The sequence below is a fragment of the Streptomyces monomycini genome (assembly GCF_022271435.1).
Lineage (GTDB): Bacteria > Actinomycetota > Actinomycetes > Streptomycetales > Streptomycetaceae > Streptomyces > Streptomyces monomycini.
In genome coordinates this window covers 254,389-271,896 of sequence record NZ_JAFIQY010000001.1, presented here as the reverse complement: position 1 = coordinate 271,896, position 17,508 = coordinate 254,389, and the positions used below count along the sequence as shown (strand labels likewise).

Below are 17,508 nucleotides of genomic sequence, written 5' to 3'. Positions count from 1 at the left end.
GCCAGGCGGTCCGCATCGGCGTCCCGTCCGTATCAGCCGGACGGGACGCCGAGCCGCCGCGGGCTTCAGGCAGCGAGGTTCACGCGAAGAAGTTCCAGTTCCCCTCGACCGGCAGCGGGTAGCCGCTGTCGGTCCTGTCGCTGACGAGGTCGTAGCGGACGTACTGGTCGTCCTTGAACAGGTACACCTTGTCCGTGTCGAGCACGGAGTTGACAGCCGCGTCGATGCCCCGCTGGAAGTTCTCCGGCAGCCCGCGCCAGCCGCGCAGGATGGGTGTCGGGCCGCCCAGCAGCTTGTCGTTCACGACGTCGTAGCGGATGTACAGGTCGTCCTTGAAGAACCAGCTGACGTTCGGGCTGCTCTGGTGGTTGACGGCCGCGTCGATGCCGAGCTGGAAGTCCGGCGGCAGCCCCTTCCACCCCTCCGCGATGCTGAGCGGGTAGCCCGGCTCGACCTTGTCGGAGTCCAGGTCGTAGCGGACGTACTGGCTGTCCTTGAAGAGGTACACGACGTTCGGCTGGTCCCGGCGGTTGAGCGCGGCGTCGATCCGGCGCCCGAAGCTGTCCACCAGGCCCGGCCAGTTGCCTTCGATGAGCTTGGGGTACCCGTCGAAGCCGTGGTTCTCCCTCATGTCGTAGCGCACGTAGGAGTTGTCCTTGAGGACCCACGTGATCGGGTCGTTGCCCTTGGCCCTCACGACGGCGTCGATGCGCCGGTAGAAGGAACCCGGTGCAGCGGTCTGCTCTGCCACGTTCCACACCCTCTTGCAGTCGATGGGTCTGGTTGACGCCTGCCGGCCGGCGGCTGTTCGAGCTCGTCCCCAGCACCCTGCCAGCCCCTCACGGCCGTGTCACGCCACCCACCGCTCATCGGCTCATTCCCTCCCTGCACCGCCATGCAGTTCGAGCCACACCACCTTCACCTGCACGTTCTTGTCGCCCCGCCAGTCACCCGGACACGGCGGTGTCCCTCGCCGTACCGACCGGTCCCGTGCTCGGATCGCCGGCACCCTTGCCTTGAGGCCGGGCATGCGCGCCCGCCTCGTACGGACCACGGTGCTGCCGGCCGGCCGTGGTGCGTTCACGATGCGTCGCGGCGGCGCCGGACCTGCCATACGGCCGCGCCGACCAGGGCAACGACGATGCCACCACCGAACAGCAGCCCCACGGACGGCCCGCCGCCCGAACCACTGCCACTGCCACTGTCGCTGCCGGGGCTGCCACTGCCAGGGCTGTCGCCGCTGCTCGCGCGAGGGGAACTGTCGGCCACCGCTTCCCCGCAGCCGCGCCGCGGGTAGCCCGCGATGGCGCACAGCAGCCCCGAGGACCCGTACCGCAGGGGTGGCGCGGCCTTGGCCAGCGCCTCCGCGGTGGTGGCATCCGGCGGCAACTGCACGCAGAGCGTGCGTACCGCCGGCGGCCGCTCCCCGGACGGGGCATCCTCTGCTGTTCCGAAGTCCACGACCAAGGCGACCCGCTTGGTGCCCGTCTTCGCCGGGGTGGCAGCGCATATCGCCGGGAAGTCGGCGGGAGCACGGGGGACGACGGACCCCTTCGTGTCCTCGTGGAAGACGGCGAAGCGCAGCCCTTCCACAGCGCCGTCGGCCGGACGGTAGGTACCCGGGCCTTCGGCCGTGGTGTGCCAGGCACCGTCGTCCCCGTGCCGCAGCGACCAGTAGCGGTAGTCGGCGGCGTGGGCGGGGGCCGCGGAAGCCAGCGCGAGAGTCCCCGCGGTGGCCACCACGGCCAGGCCGTGGCTGATGGGTCTGACGCTGCGTGTCACCGGGTGTCCCTCGTCTGCCTGGTACGGACCGCTGCGGCCCGAGGGCCTTCGGGTGGGTGTCGCAAGGGAGTGTATGCAGCCGCCGGCATGTCCGTACCGGACACCGCCGGCCTGTGCCGCTTCCGCCCGTCCCCGCCCGAAGCCTGGCGGTACTCTGCGTCACTGCACGGAAGATCCGGCTCGTTCTGGAGGGGCAGCAGTGAAGAACACGGCCAGCACCGACCCCGCACCGCGGTCGCGGCCCGCATTCGTTGTCGCCGCGACGCACAGCAGCGCCGGCAAGACGACCGTCACCGCCATTCTGCTGCGCCTCTTGCGGGAACGCGGCCTGAGGGTACAGGCCTTCAAGATCGGCCCTGACTTCATCGACCCCGGATACCACCGGGAGATCACCGGGCGGCCGTCGATCAACCTGGATCTGTGGATGACGGGGGCCGAAGGCGTGCGCCGCTCCTTCGACCGCTGGTCCGCCGAGGCGGACGTGTGCGTGATCGAGGCCATGGGCGGGCTGTACGACGGGGAGAACGGGACGGAGAAGGGAAGCGCGGCGCACATCGCCAAACTCCTCGGCCTGCCCGTGGTGGTCGTCATGGACGTGTGGGGGATGACGCGCACGTCCGGAGCCGTCCTCGGCGGCCTGCTGGCCTTCGACCCCGAGGTCCGGATCGCGGCCTGCGTCCTGAACCGGGTCGGCAGCCGCACCCACGCCGAGATGGTGCTCAGCGCGCTCCCCGGCCACCTGCGGGAGCTCGTGGCCGGCTGGGTCGAGCGCAGCGAGCACCTGCGGGTCGACGAGCGGCATCTCGGGCTGACCACCGTCGAGGAGAACCCGACCGGCGCCGCGGAACGCGCCCGCGCGCAGGTCGCTTCCGGACGCTCGGTGGACGTGGACGGGCTGTTGGCGGCCACGCGTACCGCGCTGCCCGGGCCCGCCGGGACATCCGCGGACCGTCCGGCACGCGGGACCGGCCCCGGTATGCCCCGTGCGCGTCTGGCGGTGGCCCGCGACGCCGCGTTCTGTTTCTACTACGAGGAGAACCTGCACGCGTTGGAGGACGCCGGGTTCACGTTGGTGCCGTTCCGGCCGACCGTCGATCCCCGGCTGCCGGACGACACCGACGCGGTGTATCTCGGCGGCGGCTACCCGGAGAGTTTCACCGCCGAACTGGCCGGCAACCGCTCCTTGGCAAACGAGCTGAGGGCGCGGGCCGGGCACGGGATGCCGGTCTACGCGGAGTGCGGCGGGATGATGTACCTCGCCCGGTCGCTGACCGACTTCGACGGTCAGCGCGCGCCCATGACCGGTATCCTCCCGATCGATGTGGTGATGGACCGGCAATACCTCTCCATCCATTACGTCGAGGTGCGCACCCAGGCGCCGTCCCCGCTCGGCGAGGCGGGGCAACGAGCCCGTGGCCAGGAGTTCCACCAGTCCCGTATCACCACTGCCGAGATCGAACCGAATCTGTACGAGGTGACCACGAGCACGGGTGAACGCCGCCGCGCCGGGTTCCTCCTCGACAACGTAGCGGCCAGCTACATTCATCTCCATTTCAGCCTGCATCCGGAGATCCCGCGCCATTTCCTGAGCGCTGCGCTGAGGTACTCGAAGAAGGTGCCCGCCGTATGAGATCGGAGAATCCCTTGAAACGGATCCCGCTGTTACGTCGCCGCCGGCTCCGGTCGGTCGTGGTGGCGGCTGCGCTGGCAGGGCTGATTCCCCTCCTGCCGGGCCACGAGCCCACGAGCGCCGCCGCGCTGGACGCTTCCCCGGCACCCAGAACCCTGAAGACCGCGACGATTCACTTCGCCCCGGAAGAAGGGAAGGTGGACGACAACCGCGCCAAGATGGTCGAACTGGCCGACCGGGCAGCCGGCAAGGGCGCCGGGCTCATCGTGCTGCCGGAGATGGCCACCAGCGGTTACTCCTTCTTCAGCCGTGCGGAGATGTCCGCGGCCGCCGAGCAGGTCCCCGGGAAATCGACCACCGCACTCGGCGCCGTCGCCGAACGGCACCGCGCGTACATCGCGTTCGGCATGCCGGTCTACGAGCCGGACACGAACCGGTACTACAACTCGGCCGTGCTCATCGGCCCGGACGGCAGAACCCGCGGCGTCTACCGCAAGCGCAACCACCTGATCGAATCCTCGTACAACGCCACGAGCTTCGACCCGATCCCGACCTTCGACACCGAATACGGCAGGATGGCGCTGGTCATCTGCTCCGACCTGTTCAACTCGCAGTTCCCCAGAGCGGCCGCCGTGCAGGGAGCGGACATCCTGATCGCGCCGGCCAACGTCGGGATCGACACCGACTTCGTCCGCGTCCGGACCTTCGAGAACGACTTCTCCATGATTGTCGCGAACCGCTGGGGGAAAGGCACCAAGGGAACCAAGCCCGAGGTGTTCACACAGGACACCTTCACCGTGCCGTCGCCGTTTCCCTACGATTTCGACACGGGGTCGCGCAGCATCATCATGACGCACGACGGCAAGGTCCTCGCGGAGGTGAGCGGCCGGTCCGATCAGATCGGTTACGGCGAGATCCCCGTACGCAGGTCACGGACCTTCCCGGTGGAGCGCAAACCCGCGATGTACTCGCTGCTGGGCCAGGACACCCTGGAGCCCTATACGCAGAAGCAGTTCCAGCAGCCCGCCCCGACCACCTTCACCGCCGCCGCTGTCGACCCCGGCCCCAGCACCACACCCTGGCAGGCCGCCCTCGACGCCGCGGCCAAGGCCACGTCCCGGGCCGAGTCCACCGGCAAGAAACTGCGCCTGATCGTTTTCCCGGCCAACTACTTCCCCGGCCCCGACACGGCGGGCCTCGCGGAGCTGAAGTCGTTCGCCACGAGCCGTCGGACCGACCTGCTCATCCACTACCCGTCCACCGGCACCGAGGTGCCCAAGAGCACCCTCCTCGCCTCGACGGGGCAGACCTACGACTACCGGCGCACCCACCACCGGCGCGGCGAAGCACTCCCCGAGGACCGACTCTCGAACGACTACCTGGTCGTAGACCGCGACTACGCCCGCCTCGCCCTCATGCAGGACGTCGACATGATGCCGCCCGAGACCGCTCACGTCCTGGCCCGCATGGGAGTCGACGTCGTCGCGATGAACACCGACTGGCGCGACCCGGTCCGCAGCGCCCTCTGGAAGAGCCGTACCGGTGACTACCTGCACATCGTCACCGCCAACAGGTCCGGCCAAGAGGGCATCTACCTCGGCGGCTACAAGGCGGACCCCAGCTTCACCGAGGACGAAGGCATCGTGATCCGCGACATCACCACCGGCGACGTCCGAGCCAAGCCCTCGGCTCGCTTCTTCGATCCCACCACCATCCTCGAACCGTGCCAGGCGGGGACACGCACCTGCTAGTCCCGGCCGAAGCAGGCGATCGGGTGCCCCGTGGTCCTCCGCAGCGAACTCGACGCGGCACCGACCGAGGCCGCAGCAGCCGCCGGTACGACGGTCCGCGACAGCACCGCGCTGACCACCGTGGCCGAGGAGGACCACATCGCCACCGTACGGACCAACCACGGCGACACCCTCCGTAGCCGGGACCTGATCGGCGCCGACGGCAGCGCCGGCCGGGTCGCCCGGTACGCAGGAGTGCGCTGCGCCCAAGTCGACCTCGCCAACCGCGATCGGCAGAACGGTCAGAACGCCTCACGTCACCCACTGAAGCTCAGGGATCGCCTCCGTATCGCTGTTGGGCCAGGTGGCGTTGCAGGTCGATGTGCCGGAATTGATAGACCGCCCCGACTTGCCGCAGCACGCCTCGACTTCGGTGGGCGTCCTCCAGGAAACCCATGAGGTCCCACGGAACCTGACGCCGCAGCGCAAGGCAGATCCGGGCAGCGCCGAAGGAGCCCCAGGACGTCACGGCGAGCCCGAATCCGATCCCGGCCGTGATGCCCTCCGCCATTCCGGTTCCGGCTCCCGGGCCGGCCCCGAACCTGACGAGGACCCCGGCCGCGATGGTTGCGGGCAAGCCGTGGGTGCGCATGGCGGCGAGCCACCCCGTGTAACCACCCGACTCTCCTTACGGGACCGGAGTCCTACAGGTATGCCATTCCCCGCGGTTCCCATCGCCGTCAGGACGACTCTCCGGCTCGGTGGCATGGGCTCGCTGCTACGGGGCTCGGGTCGGGCCTTGCGTCATGAGGTCATGAGGTCTCCTCTTCTCGGTTTCCGGTGCGGTGCGTGGCTGTCGGCCGGCCTTCACGGCAGCGGGGTGCCCCGTGCGGCGATCCACAGCTCGTACCACTCCTCGTGGGTGAGTTCCGGCTCGCGGCGTACCGCGTCCGCGCAGGCACCGATGCGCTCGGGACGCGTGGTGCCCACGACCGGGGTGATGCCCGCCGGGTGGCGCTGGAGCCACCACAGGAGGATGGCCTCCGGTGTGGTGTCCTTGCGCCGGGCGAAGGCTGTGACGAGGTGGCCCACCGGCGTGTCCGTGTGAGTGAGGCCGCCCCGGGCGAGTGAGCCCCAGGCCTGAAGCCGGATGCCGTGGGCGGTGCAGTGTTCCAACGTGCCGGGAGCGAAGCCGTTCCGGGCGGCGGCCGGAGTGTTGACGAGGACGCCCGCCTCCACCCAGTCGCGCCGGGCCAGGCTCATTTCGAGCTGGTTGACGACCAGGGGGACGTCCACGTGGGCTTGAAGGGCGGCGATCTGCGGGCCGCTCATGTTGGACACGCCGAATTGGCGCACCAGTCCCTGGGCGTGGAGGGAGGACAGCGCCTCGGCGATGTCCTGCGGGTCGGCGAGGGGGTCGGGGCGGTGCAGGAGGAGGACGTCCAGGACGTCCGTACGCAGGCGGGCGAGGCTCTCCTCGACCCGGCGCAGGATGCTCGCGCCCCGCAGGTCGTAGTGGCCGGGCCGGTCGCCTTCGGGCAGCCGGATGCCGCACTTGGTCTGCAGGACGACGCGCTCCCGCAGCCCGGGTGTACGGGCGAGCACCTCACCGAAGGCGGCCTCCGACTTGCCGTGCCGGTAGATGTCGGCGTGGTCGAACGCCGTGATGCCGGCGGCCAGGGCCGCCTCGATCGCGGTCTCGGCGTGCTGGACGTCCTGGGGTGTGTACGGCCGGGTGTCCCAGTCACCGCCGAGTCCCATGCAGCCGTAGGCGAGCTGGTGCGTACGGATGTCGGTTGGTGCTGCCATGCGGTCTCCCAGGTGGGGGGCGAAGTGGTGCGGCGGTCAGGCGCCGAGGGTTTCGGCGAGCATCTCGGCGACGGCCAGGACCGGCCATTGCGTGTTGGCGGCGGGCACGGTCGGCAGGACAGAGGCGTCGGCTATGCGCAGTCCCGCCACACCGTGGACGGCGCCCTGCCCGTCGACCACGGTCCGCGGGTCGTCCGCCGGGCCCATGGCGCAGGTCCCCACAGGATGCCAGTAGGCGCCCACCCGGCTGCGGAGGTCGGCGTCCGGCAGCGCGTGGGCCGGTGCTCCGCCCCCTGGCGCTGCCAGGGACTTCATGGCCGAGGCGAGCTCTTGCGCCTTCTCCAGTCCCGATCGGAGGACCGCGATGTCACGGCCGCCGGGATCGGTCAGGAAGGCGGGAACGATCTCCGGAGGCTCGGCCGGGTCGGCCGAGCGGAGCCGGACCTGCCCGCGCGAGGCCGGCTTCATCAGGAAGGCGGAGACACCGGCCTCGTACTGCCCCGGCGGCAGCCCGCCGAACAGCGGTGGACCGGCCGTGGGCAGAAGATGCAGGTCCCAGGCACCGTCCGGACAGTACTCGCTGGCAGCCCTGATCAGCATCCGGCTGACGTACAGTTCCCCTTCCGCGTCCTTGGCCGCCAGCGCCGCGTTGAGTTCCGGGGTGGGGGACAGCGGGACGAAGACACCGGGCTGGTCGGATAGGTTGCCGCCGACGCCCGGCAGGTCCGCCGCGCACCGGATGCCGTTCTCCTCCAGGTGCGCGGCCGGTCCGACACCGCTGCGCATCAGTACGGTGGGGGAGCCGAAGGTGCCGCACGCCAGCACGTACGTGCCGGCCCTCAGCGTCACATGACGTCCGTCCAGGACGGCGTGCACGCCGTGCACCCGGCCCGCCCGTATGTCGAGCCGGTCCACCAGGACATCGCTCAGGATCGTCAGGTTCGGCCGGCACCGGGTCGCCGGGTCCAAGTAGGCGAAGGCGGCGTTGAAGCGCAGGCCGTCGACGGCGTTGAGCAGCGGGCGGCCGGAGCCGGGCCGGCCGGGGACCGCCATGTCCACTTCCTCGTGGCCGAGGTCCCGTGCCGCCAGGAGGGCGGACGAGGCCCAGAGGGAGAGTTCGCCGTCCGGGACGGTCCGCAGCGCCATGCGCTCCATGGCCCGGAGCCGGTACGGTTCCAGCGCCGTGGCTGACCACCGTTCGCCGCCCGCCCGTGTCCACTCGGCGTGGTCGGCGTGCGAGCCCCAGGTGTTCCAGGCGCCGTTGATGCAGGAGGAGCCGCCCAGGATCCGGGCCCGGATGCGGTAGAAGGCGCCGTGCCGTTCCCATACGTCGTCGCGGGGCAGGGCACGGGCGTTCCGTACCTTCTGCGGCCAGCTCTCCTGCCGCGATCCGTAGTCGGGTCCCGCTTCCACCAGGCACACGGAGCGGCCGGGGTTCTCGGAGAGGCGGGCCGCCAGCACGCAGCCGGCCACTCCGCCGCCGAGAACGACGATGTCGTAGCCGGGCAGGGCGGGTGGGTTCGTCATGATCGCTCCGTTGAGTCGTTGCCGGGTGGGGGGACGAGGGCACGGTTGAGGGGCGGCCGGGAGTCGCGGAAGGTCGGGTACAGCCAGGCATGGTGGTGACGCGTAGGCACCGTGGGCGTCATGCATGAGGGGGGGCTCGTGCGGGGACGGGTTCAGGCACCCCTCGGACGGGTTCAGGCACCGGGACGGATTCAGGTACTCCTGGAACGGGTTCAGGCGCCGGGACGGATTCAGGCACCCCTGGGACGGATTCAGGCACCGGAGCGATTCAGGGGAGCGGGGGTGCGGTCCCGGTGAAATCGGAGGCCAGCAGGCGCACCCCCTCGCGTACCCCTCGGACGGCGATGCTTCCGATGCCGGGCAGAGCCGGCAGCACCTCACTGGCGAGGCAGGCGTTCACCGGACGGGAGGCGTAGCGGGTGCGGGCCCGCGGTACGGGCGTCACCAGCCGCGCGGGAGCGCCCAGCGCCCGGGCGATGGTGGCGGCCCATTCGGCGCGCGTGACGCGGTCGGGCCCGCCCAGGTGCAGCACCGGCGGCAGCGGATGCCTGGCATGCAGCAGCGCGGCCGTCACTTCCGCCACGTCGTCCAGGAGCACCGGCGTCGTCCAGTGGTCGTCAGGGGCCTCGACCGGCTCTCCCCGCCGCAGCCGGTGGGCACAGGCGGCGAAGAAGTTCAGCCACTTGTCCGCGTCGGCGGGTTCGTGGCCGTAGACGAGACTGACCCGCAGGATCACGGACCGGGGTGCCTTGGCGAGCAGCGCCCTCTCGGCCGCCAGCTTGGCCCGGCCGTAGGCGTTCGCCGGTGCCGGGGGAGTGTTTTCGGTGTGGCGGGCCGACCTGCCGTCGAAGACGTTGTCGGTGGAGATCATGACGAGCCGCGCGTCCGGCATCGCCGTGGCGAAGGTGTCCGCCACGGCGACGTGCGCGGCCAGCGCCTCGTCCGGGTGGGCCTCGCACCAGGTGACGTCGGACGGACCGTGCACCAGGACGACGCGCTCCGGACGGAGACGGCTGAGCAGACGGCGGCAGTCGCGGCCGTCGGTGGCGTCCAAGGCGGCCCAGCGGGCTCCGTAGCTGTCGGGTGGTATGGCGGGCGGGCGGCGCGAGACGAGGGTCACGGGCTCGCCTGCCCGGGCCAGGCACCGGGCGATCCCCGTGCCGATCAGACCACTGCCTACGACCAGGGTGCTGCCACCGGTCACGACGCCCCCTGGGAGGAGGGCACCGGCGTCCGCGCGGCCAGCAGGCGGCCCACTCCGATCAGCCCGTGGTGGTCGTCCGCCACGCCGAGCGACACCATGGCGTCGATCTGCCCCGGGTCGAGGCCGAAGCAGCCCAGCCGCCGCAACTCGGCCACCAGCAGGCGCCGGTACGGTTCACCGACCGCCAGGGCGAAGCCGCCCATCAGGATGTAGCGGCACACCCCGATCGACGCGAACACCCCGGTGATCGCCTGGGCGAGCGGCACCAGGGTGCCGCGCAGCACCTTGGTGGTGAAGGGGTCGCCCGCCCGGACCGCCTGGGCGATGGCCGGGTTGCCGATGCGCTCCACGCGGCCGTCGCACAGCGCGGCGAGCCGGGAGCCGCGGAAGGCGGCCTGGTCGCCCTGCGCGGCCCGCCGCGCCGCCGCCAGCACGCCACGGCCGGAGGCGACGGCGCCCAGGTGACCGCGGCCCCCGCAGTCGCACAGCGGCGCGTCGGGGGAGCGGTCGCAGACCCAGTGGCCCAGCTCACCGCCGTGGCCGTCGGCGTCGACGAGGACCTCGCCGCCGCGGAAGACCTTGTTGCCGATGCCGGAGCTGATGGTCAGCAGGCAGAAGTCGCCGGGTTCGGTGGCGGCGTACCGCCAGGCCGCCGCCGTCAGATCGTTCACCACGACGGCCGGCGCGCCGGTCCGCTCGGACAGCAGTTCGCCGAGCGGCAGTGGATGCCCTCGCCGCCCCCACACGGTGGGCGCGGCCATGACGAGCCCCGCGGCCGTGATCGGTCCGGCGAACGCCACGCCCAGTGCGCGCGGCGGATGCCCGCCCGTGTGTGCGGCGACCTCGCGCACGATCTGTTCCACCACCCGCCGTTGCAGTGCGGGCACCGGTGCGCCGGGGTCGCGGTGCATACCGTCGACCGGCATCCGGCGCACCTCGCTGAGGGACCCCGTCCCGGGGTCGTAGGTGCCGATACGCAGGGTCGTGCCACCTACGTCGAGAACCGTGAACACGCCGTCAGATGGCACGGTGCTCACCCGGCCCATCCTCCAGCGTCTCCTCGAAGACGAGCAGCCGCAGCTCCCGCTCCGAGTCGTTGACCAGGCCGTGTTCCCCTTGGGGCGCGTTGACGACGATGTCGCCGGGGCCCACGCGGAACTCCTCGCCGTCCCGGAACATCAGACCGCTGCCGTCGAGCACGACGTAGGTCTCGCGGTCGGCGCCGTGCCGGTGCCGGCCGATCGAGGTCCCCGGCGGCAAAACGGCCAGGTCGATGAATTCCGCGCCCGGGGCGCCGGCCCGGCGCGTGAAGACGCGGTGCGCGAGGATCGTGCCGGAACCTCCGTGGTCCCGCTCCTTGCCCGTCAGCAGGTTCCGCAGATTGGACACGGGTTCAGGCATCGCGCCGCTCCCCGTCCGCCGCCAGTGCCTTCAGCGCGTCCTCCAGGATGTTCCCCGGTATGTCCGTCAGCTCCTCCACGAAGGCCGCCTTGCCGATGCCGGTCGGCACGACGAGGTGCAGTTTGCGGCCCCGCCGCTGCCAGGTCGCGCGCAGCGCCTGTGTCATCAGCTCCGGTGTGCAGGTGCCGGGGTCGAAGACCGGCAGCCCGATCCGCCGCAGCAGCCGGACGATGCGGTGGCAGGTCTCCTCGTCCGCCAGGCCGAGCAGACGTGCGAGATGCGCGGACAGCGCCATGTCGACGGCGACCGCCTCGCCGTGCTCCAGCCGGTGTCCGCCGGCCGTCTCGACGAGCGGGCTGAAGGTGTGGCCGAAGTCGACGAGCCGGGCCAGATCATGCTCGTGCAGGTTGGGGCAGAGTTCCTCCATCATCAGACGCATCGAGGTGCGCAGGATGTAGGTTTCCAGCTCCCCGTCATCGGCGGCCGTGGCGGTCGTGGCGGCGGGACGGCGGAACGCGTCCGGGTGGCGCTCCAGCGTCCGGAAGAGGTCCTCGTCCAGGATCACGGCCATCTTCACGATCTCGGCGAGTCCGCAGCGGATCTCCCGGTGCGGCAGCGTCGCCAGGAAGGCAGGGTCGTTCAGGGAGGCGTGCGCCGGGTGGTAGGCGCCGAACATGTTCTTCGTCTGCAAGGCGTTGACGCCCGTCTTGACGCCCACCCCTACGTCCACCTGGCCGACGAGCGTGGTGTTGATCTTGATGTACCGGATGCCCCGCGCGTAGATGGACGCGGCAAAGCCGACCACGTCGGCGACGATGCCGCCACCGACGGCGAGCATCAGGCCGTGGCGGTCCAGCCCGTCCGCCTTGGCCAGGGCGCAGACGTTCTCCACCGCCGTGAGTGTCTTGTGGTGTTCGCCGGTGGCGATGACGTGCAGGGTCCACTGGCCCGGCAGGGCGTGGGTGTTCAGGTAGGCCCGCAGCCGGTCGCCGTACAGTCGCTCCACGGTCGGGCTGACGAAGACCACGGCACGGCGGCCTTCCAGGTAGCCGCCGAGCAGGGGGTTGTCCGGGTCGAGCACCCCGGAGGTCAGGTCGACCCGGTACCGGATGCCGTCCGGTGCTCTCAGGGCGAAACCGCCGGCCGTCTCCCTCACTCCCGTCGGTGCTCTCAGGACGACATCGCCGGGATCGTCGTGGCCCCCCGTCGGCGAGGGGCCGGCCCGGTCAAGAATCTGGCCTGACATCTTTCTCCTCACGTGCTCTCGCATCAGTACGAAGGTCCGCGAACACCCTGGTCAGGGCGGCCACAAGAGGGTGGCCCGGCAGATCCTCCAGCGGTACGGGACGGCCCTGGGCGTCGCTCACGGGCAGCCGCCAGTTGGGGTGCGCCGTGGACGTGCCGGGAAGGTTCTGGGGCCTGCGGTCGCCGGTCGCGTCCGGCAGCCAGACGCCGAGCAGGCGGGCCGGGGTGCGGCACAGGAAGCGGTGCAGCGCGACGAGGTCACCGTCCGGGTCGGGCAGCAGCCCGAGCCGCTCCAGTTCGGCCAGCCATCCGTCACGCTCGGCGGCGGCCCCGGCCTTCTCCTCCGCCTCCGGACGGGTGAGCAGGCCCAGCCGGGCCCGGAGGTCGACGTGCTCGCCGCTGAGCCAGGCCGCGGTCGTCGGCAGATCGTGGGTGGTGAGCGTGGCCAGGCAGTCGCGCCGCCACCGGTCGGGCGGCAGCGGGCCGTGCCGGCCCGCCGAACCCCCGAGGTACTCGAACCGCTGGACGGAGGTGCCGAGGATCCCCCGTTCACCGAGCGCCGTACGGACACCGGCCTCGACGGTGCCGAGGTCCTCCCCGATCACACCGGCTCCGGCGCGGTGCGCCTCCAGCATCAGGACGCCCAGCATCGCTTCGGCGTCGTACCGGACGTACGTACCCTCGGACGGCGACTGCCCCTCAGGCACCCACCACAGCCGGAACAGGCCCATCACATGGTCGATGCGCAGGGCGCCCGCGTGCCGCAGCCCGGCCCGCAGCAGCCCTGCCAAGGGCGCGTAACCCGCGGCGGCGAGCCCGTCGGGGCGCCAGGGCGGCTGACCCCAGTCCTGACCGTGCGGGTTGAAGTCGTCCGGCGGCGCGCCCACACTCATGCCCGCGGCCAGGCAGTCCTGCAGAGCCCAGCTGTCGGCACCCTCCGGGGCGACGCCGACCGCCAGGTCGTGGATCAGGCCGATGCCCATTCCCGCGTCCGTGGCCGCGGCCTGGGCGGCGGCCAGCTGCTCGTCGGTGACCCAGGCCAGCCAGCGGTGATAGCCGACCTCGGCGGCCAGCTCCCGGCGGGCCCGGGCCACGGCCGCGGAGCGCGGGTCGCGCAGTGCGGCCGGCCAGGACCGCCACGCCCTGCCGTGCACACCGGCCAGCGCGCACCAGGTGGCGAAGTCCGTCAGGTCCTGCCCCTCGCGCGCGGCGAAATGGGCGAAGGCGGCGGCGCGCCCGGGCGACAGCGGCACCTGGTGGACCGCCCGCAGCGCCTCGTGCTTGAGGGAGCGCACCGTTTCGCGGTCGATGAGCAGGCCGCCGCGCAGCATGCCCTCGTTCAGCACTCCGGCCTGGGCGGCACACCGGTCGGCCGTACGCCGCCCTTCCCCGCTCAGGTACGCGTACTCCGGGACGGCCTCCACACGAAGATGCATGGGGTCGGGGTAGCGACGGGAACTGGGCCGGTACGGCGACGGGTCGGGCAGCGGCCCGGGTTCGACGGCGTGCAGCGGACCGAGCTGGACGAAGCCGGCCCCGAGCGCGCGTCCCGACCAGGACGCCAGCTCCGCCAGGTCACCGAGGTCGCCCATGCCCCAGGAACGGCGCGAGAGCACCGAGTACAGCTGGACGAGGAACCCCCAGTGCCGCTCGGCCGGCACCGGCAGCCGTGCGGGTACGGCCAGCAGCGGTGCGGAATCGCTTCTTCCCGGTGCGCCGACGTGCACGGTGTGCCTGCCGACCGGGAGGGAGCCGGACAGGGCAGCCGTTCCGCCCTCCTCCAACTCCACTTCGACCGTCGCGTTCCGGGGCAGGCCCAGCTGCGGCACGGCAGCTCCCCGTACGACGACGCACGGAGGCAGCAGCCGGGCTGCCGCGCGTTCGCGGTGGTCCCGCAGAGCGGCCCGGGCCGACGTGTCGGTGGCCGCGTCGACACCGCTCGCGGCCAGCACGGCCACGAGGGTGTCCGGGGACACCGTCATCCGCTGCCCCCGGTCGGTGGTGTAGGCGGTGGATATGCCGTGGGCACGGGCCAGTTCGCTCAGAGCTGTGCTCATGACGCCGGCTCCGTGCTGCCGAAGAGGCGTTCCAGGACGGTGGCGACGCCGTCGGCGTCGTTCGCGGGCGCGATCTCGTCGGCCATCGACAGCAGCGCCGGATGGGCGTTGCCCACGGCCACCCCGTGTCCGGCCCAGGCGAGGAGCGGGATGTCGTTCGGCATGTCGCCGAACGCGACGGTCCCGGCCGCGTCGTACCCGAGGAGTTCCGCCGCCCGCTCGACACCGGCCGCCTTGGTGGTGCCGGCCGGGAGGACCTCCACCATGCCCCGCACCGAGTGCACCACGGTGACCTCGTCACCGCACAACCGCTGGGCCACGGCCTCGACCTCGTCCTCCGGCAGGCTTGTGTGGTGCAGGACCAGCTTGTCGATGGGGCGCGTCCACAGCAGCCGGCGGTCGGTCGTGACGTCCCAGCCGTGCCGGACACGTTCGCCGAAGCGGGGCGTGACCTTCAAGCGGCTCTCCGGCGGTGCCGTCACGACCCCCAGTTCCAGCGGCCCCAGCGCGGCTTCGACGCGTTCGACCACGCTGCGGGCGAGGTCGAGGTCGAGCGAGGCCGAGCTGAGCAGCCGCCCGGCGCCGGCGTCGTAGAGCTGGGCGCCCTGCCCGCACACGGCGAGCCCGCGGTAGCCGAGCGCGGTCAGATACTGCTCGCAGGCCGCGGCGGGCCGTCCGGTGACCACGAGGTGGGAGGCGCCCGCCTCGGCCGCTCCGGCGAGGGCGCGCAGGGTGCGCTCGGAGACGGACTGGTCACTGCGCAGGAGGGTGCCGTCCAGGTCCGTCGCCACGAGCCGGAAGGGCGGCGGGCCGGCCACGGGCCCGTACGGGACGGCCGACGGCTGGAAGGCAGAGCCCGATGGCTGGAAGGGAAGGCCCGATGGCTGGGAAGGGTGGCCCGATGGCTGGGAGGGAAGGCCGGACGGCTCACACGCAAGGGTGTCCCAGGTGACGCGTCCCGACGCCAGGGTCAGCATGACGAGCAGGTGGCGTCCGACGGGCGGACCGGGCAGGACGCCTTCGAAGACGCCGTCCCGTACCGCCGCCAGAGGCACCAGGCCGACACCGCTGCCCGCGGGCACCGCTTCGTCGGAGGCGAGGGTTTCGGCGCGGGACTCCAGGCCCGACGGCGACGTACCGGCCCCGGGCACGGCCACCTCCACGTGCCGTGCCTCCGGATGCCGGTACGTCACGTGCCAACGACGTGTGGCATCGAGACGTATCCGGTACCGCTCGCGCAGACGTGCCGTCCAGTCCTCCCGGCCGGCCGCACGCGCGGTACGGACGCAGGCGGCGAAGTCGGCCCGGGCGTGGGCGGCCTCGAAGAGCTGCTCGTACGCCGCCTCGTCGAGCGGCGCGGCACACCCGTAGGCCGCCGCGTCGCCCAGGGCCGCGGCCGACCGTGCGATGTGCTGCCGGTGCTCGTCCCATGCGGAGTCGGGCAGGGCATCGAACCAGCCGTACCGGATCGCGTCCTCGGTCGGAAAGGCCCTGGGCCGGCCGCGCAGCAGTCCCTCGAAGGCCGCCAGACGCCGGTCGGCGCTCCGTGCCCAGGTGAACCGGCGTGCTGTGGCGCGCGCGTTGGCCGACAGTCGCGCATAGTCGTCGGAGGCAGTGTGCCGTAACTCCACGGCCTGACGAATGCGTTCGACGAGCGCGCGGGTGAGGGCCGGGTCGTCCTCTCGGAACGATCCGGGCAGTGACAGCCCGGTGGCCCGGGGGTCGTCCGGTGGCAGGGCGTGCCCGAAGTGGGCCGTGACCGTCTGCGCGGTCGCGATCGGCACCGCGCCGCACGCCATGGCTTCGGCCTGGGCGATGAGGAACCCGTCGAGCTCGAACTTCGACGGGAAGACGCAGAAATCCGCGCACGCGGCCTGCTCGAACAGGGTGTCCTCGTCGGCCAGACGCCAGTCCAGATACACCCGGCCGGGGTGGCGGTCGGCGACACTCTGGAAGTAAGCGTTGCCGACCGGGGCCGGCTGCCCGCCGCCTCCACTGGTGGCGAAGCGCAGTACGAAGGCCGCTTCGGTGCCGCTGTCCAGCACTTCCTCGACAGCGCGGATCAGTTCGAGCTGGCCCTTGTGGTGCACCGCGTACCGGGCGGCGTGATAGAAGACCGGCAGGGAGGGGTCGAGACCCACGGAGCGCAGGACCGCCTCGCGGTCCACGGCTCCCGGATCGCGTGCCAGCCAGCCGTCGGATATGCCGCAGCCCCCCATGAGCAGCTGGTGCGCCCGGGCGCGCACCATGCGGGACACCGGCAGGGTACGGAACAGGTCCTCGAACGGGGTGTCGCGGAAGGTGCTGTAGTAGTCCCGCTGGCCGGGCGAGACGAAGTCCAGCAGATCGGCGTGGGCCAGGACCAGCGGCAGGACGGCGACATGGTCCGGTCCGTACTCCCCGTGCATCCGGGTGCCGGCCAGGACCCGTGACATGGCCGCCGCCGGGCTGTCCTCGGCGGGCGGCTCGTCCTCCAGCGCGTCGAGGTCGGCCCGCACACCGAACAGGCCGAGCAGCCGCTCGACCTGCGGACGGTAGACCTTCTGCGTGACGGGCGCGTTGGCCGCGACCGTGCTCACGGTGCGCAGGGACGGGTCGCCGGCGAACAGGGGCGGCAGGAGGTAGTGGTAGTACGGCTCGAAGCCGTGGACCACCGCCCCCTCCCCGCCGAGGTACCGCCGGATGAAGTGGGCGCCCGCGACCTGGAAGACCAGTGGCTTGAAATGGGCCAGGTCCGTGCCCTCGGTGCCCGGCGGCGGGTAGAGCCGCTCGGGCAGCAGGTCGAGGAAGGCGTCGGAGAGGAAGTAGACGTCCACGCCGTCGATCCGCAGCCGGTACGCCCGGGTGGTCAGCTCCAGGGTGATCTCGGACGGGTGGTCCGGCCACGTCTTGGGGTCCAGGACCAGCGGCACGCGGTGCACGTGGAGATAGGGGAGTTCCGTCACGGCGTACTCCCGCCGCAGGGTGCCGACGAGTCCGTGCGCCGGGGTGACCAGGGACACCCGGTGACCACGGGCCGCGAACTCCCGCGACAGGTTCCACACCAGCGGGGACAGCCCGCCGCGCATGAGGCGGTTGTCGAACCCGCCGCACTCGAAGGCGAAGTGGATCACATGCATGCCC

14 protein-coding genes are annotated in these 17,508 nt (G+C 71.7%); 2 read left to right on the top strand and 12 right to left on the bottom strand.

The window, feature by feature from the left end:
- Positions 1 to 79: 79 nt before the first annotated feature.
- Positions 80 to 751, bottom strand: coding sequence for a hemopexin repeat-containing protein (locus tag JXZ78_RS01125; protein WP_050502354.1), 672 nt, complete (start codon positions 749 to 751; stop codon positions 80 to 82).
- Positions 752 to 1,080: 329 nt separating this feature from the next.
- A complete protein-coding gene (locus JXZ78_RS01120) occupies positions 1,081 to 1,782 on the bottom strand; it encodes an SCO2322 family protein (protein WP_078624161.1) in 702 nt (233 codons plus the stop codon).
- A gap of 199 nt (positions 1,783 to 1,981) precedes the next feature.
- Here JXZ78_RS01120 and JXZ78_RS01115 point away from each other — a divergent pair, with 199 nt between their 5' ends.
- Both JXZ78_RS01115 and JXZ78_RS01110 read left to right on the top strand, forming a co-directional pair.
- Entirely contained in the window at positions 1,982 to 3,412 is a 1,431-nt protein-coding gene (locus tag JXZ78_RS01115) for a cobyrinic acid a,c-diamide synthase CobB (RefSeq protein WP_030019565.1), read from the top strand.
- Positions 3,409 to 5,163 carry a nitrilase-related carbon-nitrogen hydrolase gene (locus JXZ78_RS01110; RefSeq protein ID WP_078624162.1) on the top strand — a complete coding sequence of 585 codons (1,755 nt, stop codon included), beginning with the start codon at positions 3,409 to 3,411 and terminating at the stop codon, positions 5,161 to 5,163. The genes JXZ78_RS01115 and JXZ78_RS01110 overlap by 4 nt, the downstream gene beginning before the upstream one ends.
- On the opposite strand, the gene JXZ78_RS01105 is transcribed toward JXZ78_RS01110, so the two are convergent.
- From JXZ78_RS01105 to JXZ78_RS40610, 10 genes are all read right to left on the bottom strand, one after another.
- On the bottom strand, positions 5,160 to 5,333 hold the full coding sequence (locus JXZ78_RS01105) for a hypothetical protein (RefSeq protein WP_238782596.1): 174 nt from the start codon (positions 5,331 to 5,333) through the stop codon (positions 5,160 to 5,162). The genes JXZ78_RS01110 and JXZ78_RS01105 overlap by 4 nt on opposite strands.
- 140 nt (positions 5,334 to 5,473) lie before the next feature.
- On the bottom strand, positions 5,474 to 5,794 hold the full coding sequence (locus JXZ78_RS01100) for a hypothetical protein (protein ID WP_030019567.1): 321 nt from the start codon (positions 5,792 to 5,794) through the stop codon (positions 5,474 to 5,476).
- Positions 5,795 to 6,009: 215 nt separating this feature from the next.
- Positions 6,010 to 6,951: an aldo/keto reductase gene (locus JXZ78_RS01095; RefSeq protein ID WP_030019568.1), complete on the bottom strand. Its 942-nt coding sequence runs from the start codon at positions 6,949 to 6,951 to the stop codon at positions 6,010 to 6,012.
- Between the two features lie 36 nt (positions 6,952 to 6,987).
- Positions 6,988 to 8,478 carry a GMC family oxidoreductase gene (locus JXZ78_RS01090; RefSeq protein ID WP_050502355.1) on the bottom strand — a complete coding sequence of 497 codons (1,491 nt, stop codon included), beginning with the start codon at positions 8,476 to 8,478 and terminating at the stop codon, positions 6,988 to 6,990.
- 268 nt (positions 8,479 to 8,746) lie between these two features.
- A complete protein-coding gene (locus JXZ78_RS01085) occupies positions 8,747 to 9,682 on the bottom strand; it encodes an SDR family oxidoreductase (protein WP_050502356.1) in 936 nt (311 codons plus the stop codon).
- Positions 9,679 to 10,728, bottom strand: a complete 1,050-nt coding sequence (locus JXZ78_RS01080) for an ROK family protein (RefSeq protein ID WP_033037461.1) — start codon at positions 10,726 to 10,728, stop codon at positions 9,679 to 9,681. Before JXZ78_RS01080 ends, JXZ78_RS01085 begins: the two co-directional genes overlap by 4 nt.
- Entirely contained in the window at positions 10,700 to 11,083 is a 384-nt protein-coding gene (locus tag JXZ78_RS01075; protein WP_030019572.1) for a cupin domain-containing protein, read from the bottom strand. Before JXZ78_RS01075 ends, JXZ78_RS01080 begins: the two co-directional genes overlap by 29 nt.
- Positions 11,076 to 12,329 (bottom strand): sedoheptulose 7-phosphate cyclase, encoded by a 1,254-nt coding sequence (locus tag JXZ78_RS01070; protein ID WP_078624164.1) that lies wholly within the window; start codon positions 12,327 to 12,329, stop codon positions 11,076 to 11,078. The genes JXZ78_RS01075 and JXZ78_RS01070 overlap by 8 nt, the downstream gene beginning before the upstream one ends.
- Positions 12,310 to 14,385, bottom strand: coding sequence for a 4-alpha-glucanotransferase (gene malQ, locus JXZ78_RS01065; protein WP_050502357.1), 2,076 nt, complete (start codon positions 14,383 to 14,385; stop codon positions 12,310 to 12,312). Before malQ ends, JXZ78_RS01070 begins: the two co-directional genes overlap by 20 nt.
- Entirely contained in the window at positions 14,382 to 17,504 is a 3,123-nt protein-coding gene (locus JXZ78_RS40610) for a Cof-type HAD-IIB family hydrolase (RefSeq protein WP_308280960.1), read from the bottom strand. The genes malQ and JXZ78_RS40610 overlap by 4 nt, the downstream gene beginning before the upstream one ends.
- Positions 17,505 to 17,508: the final 4 nt, after the last annotated feature.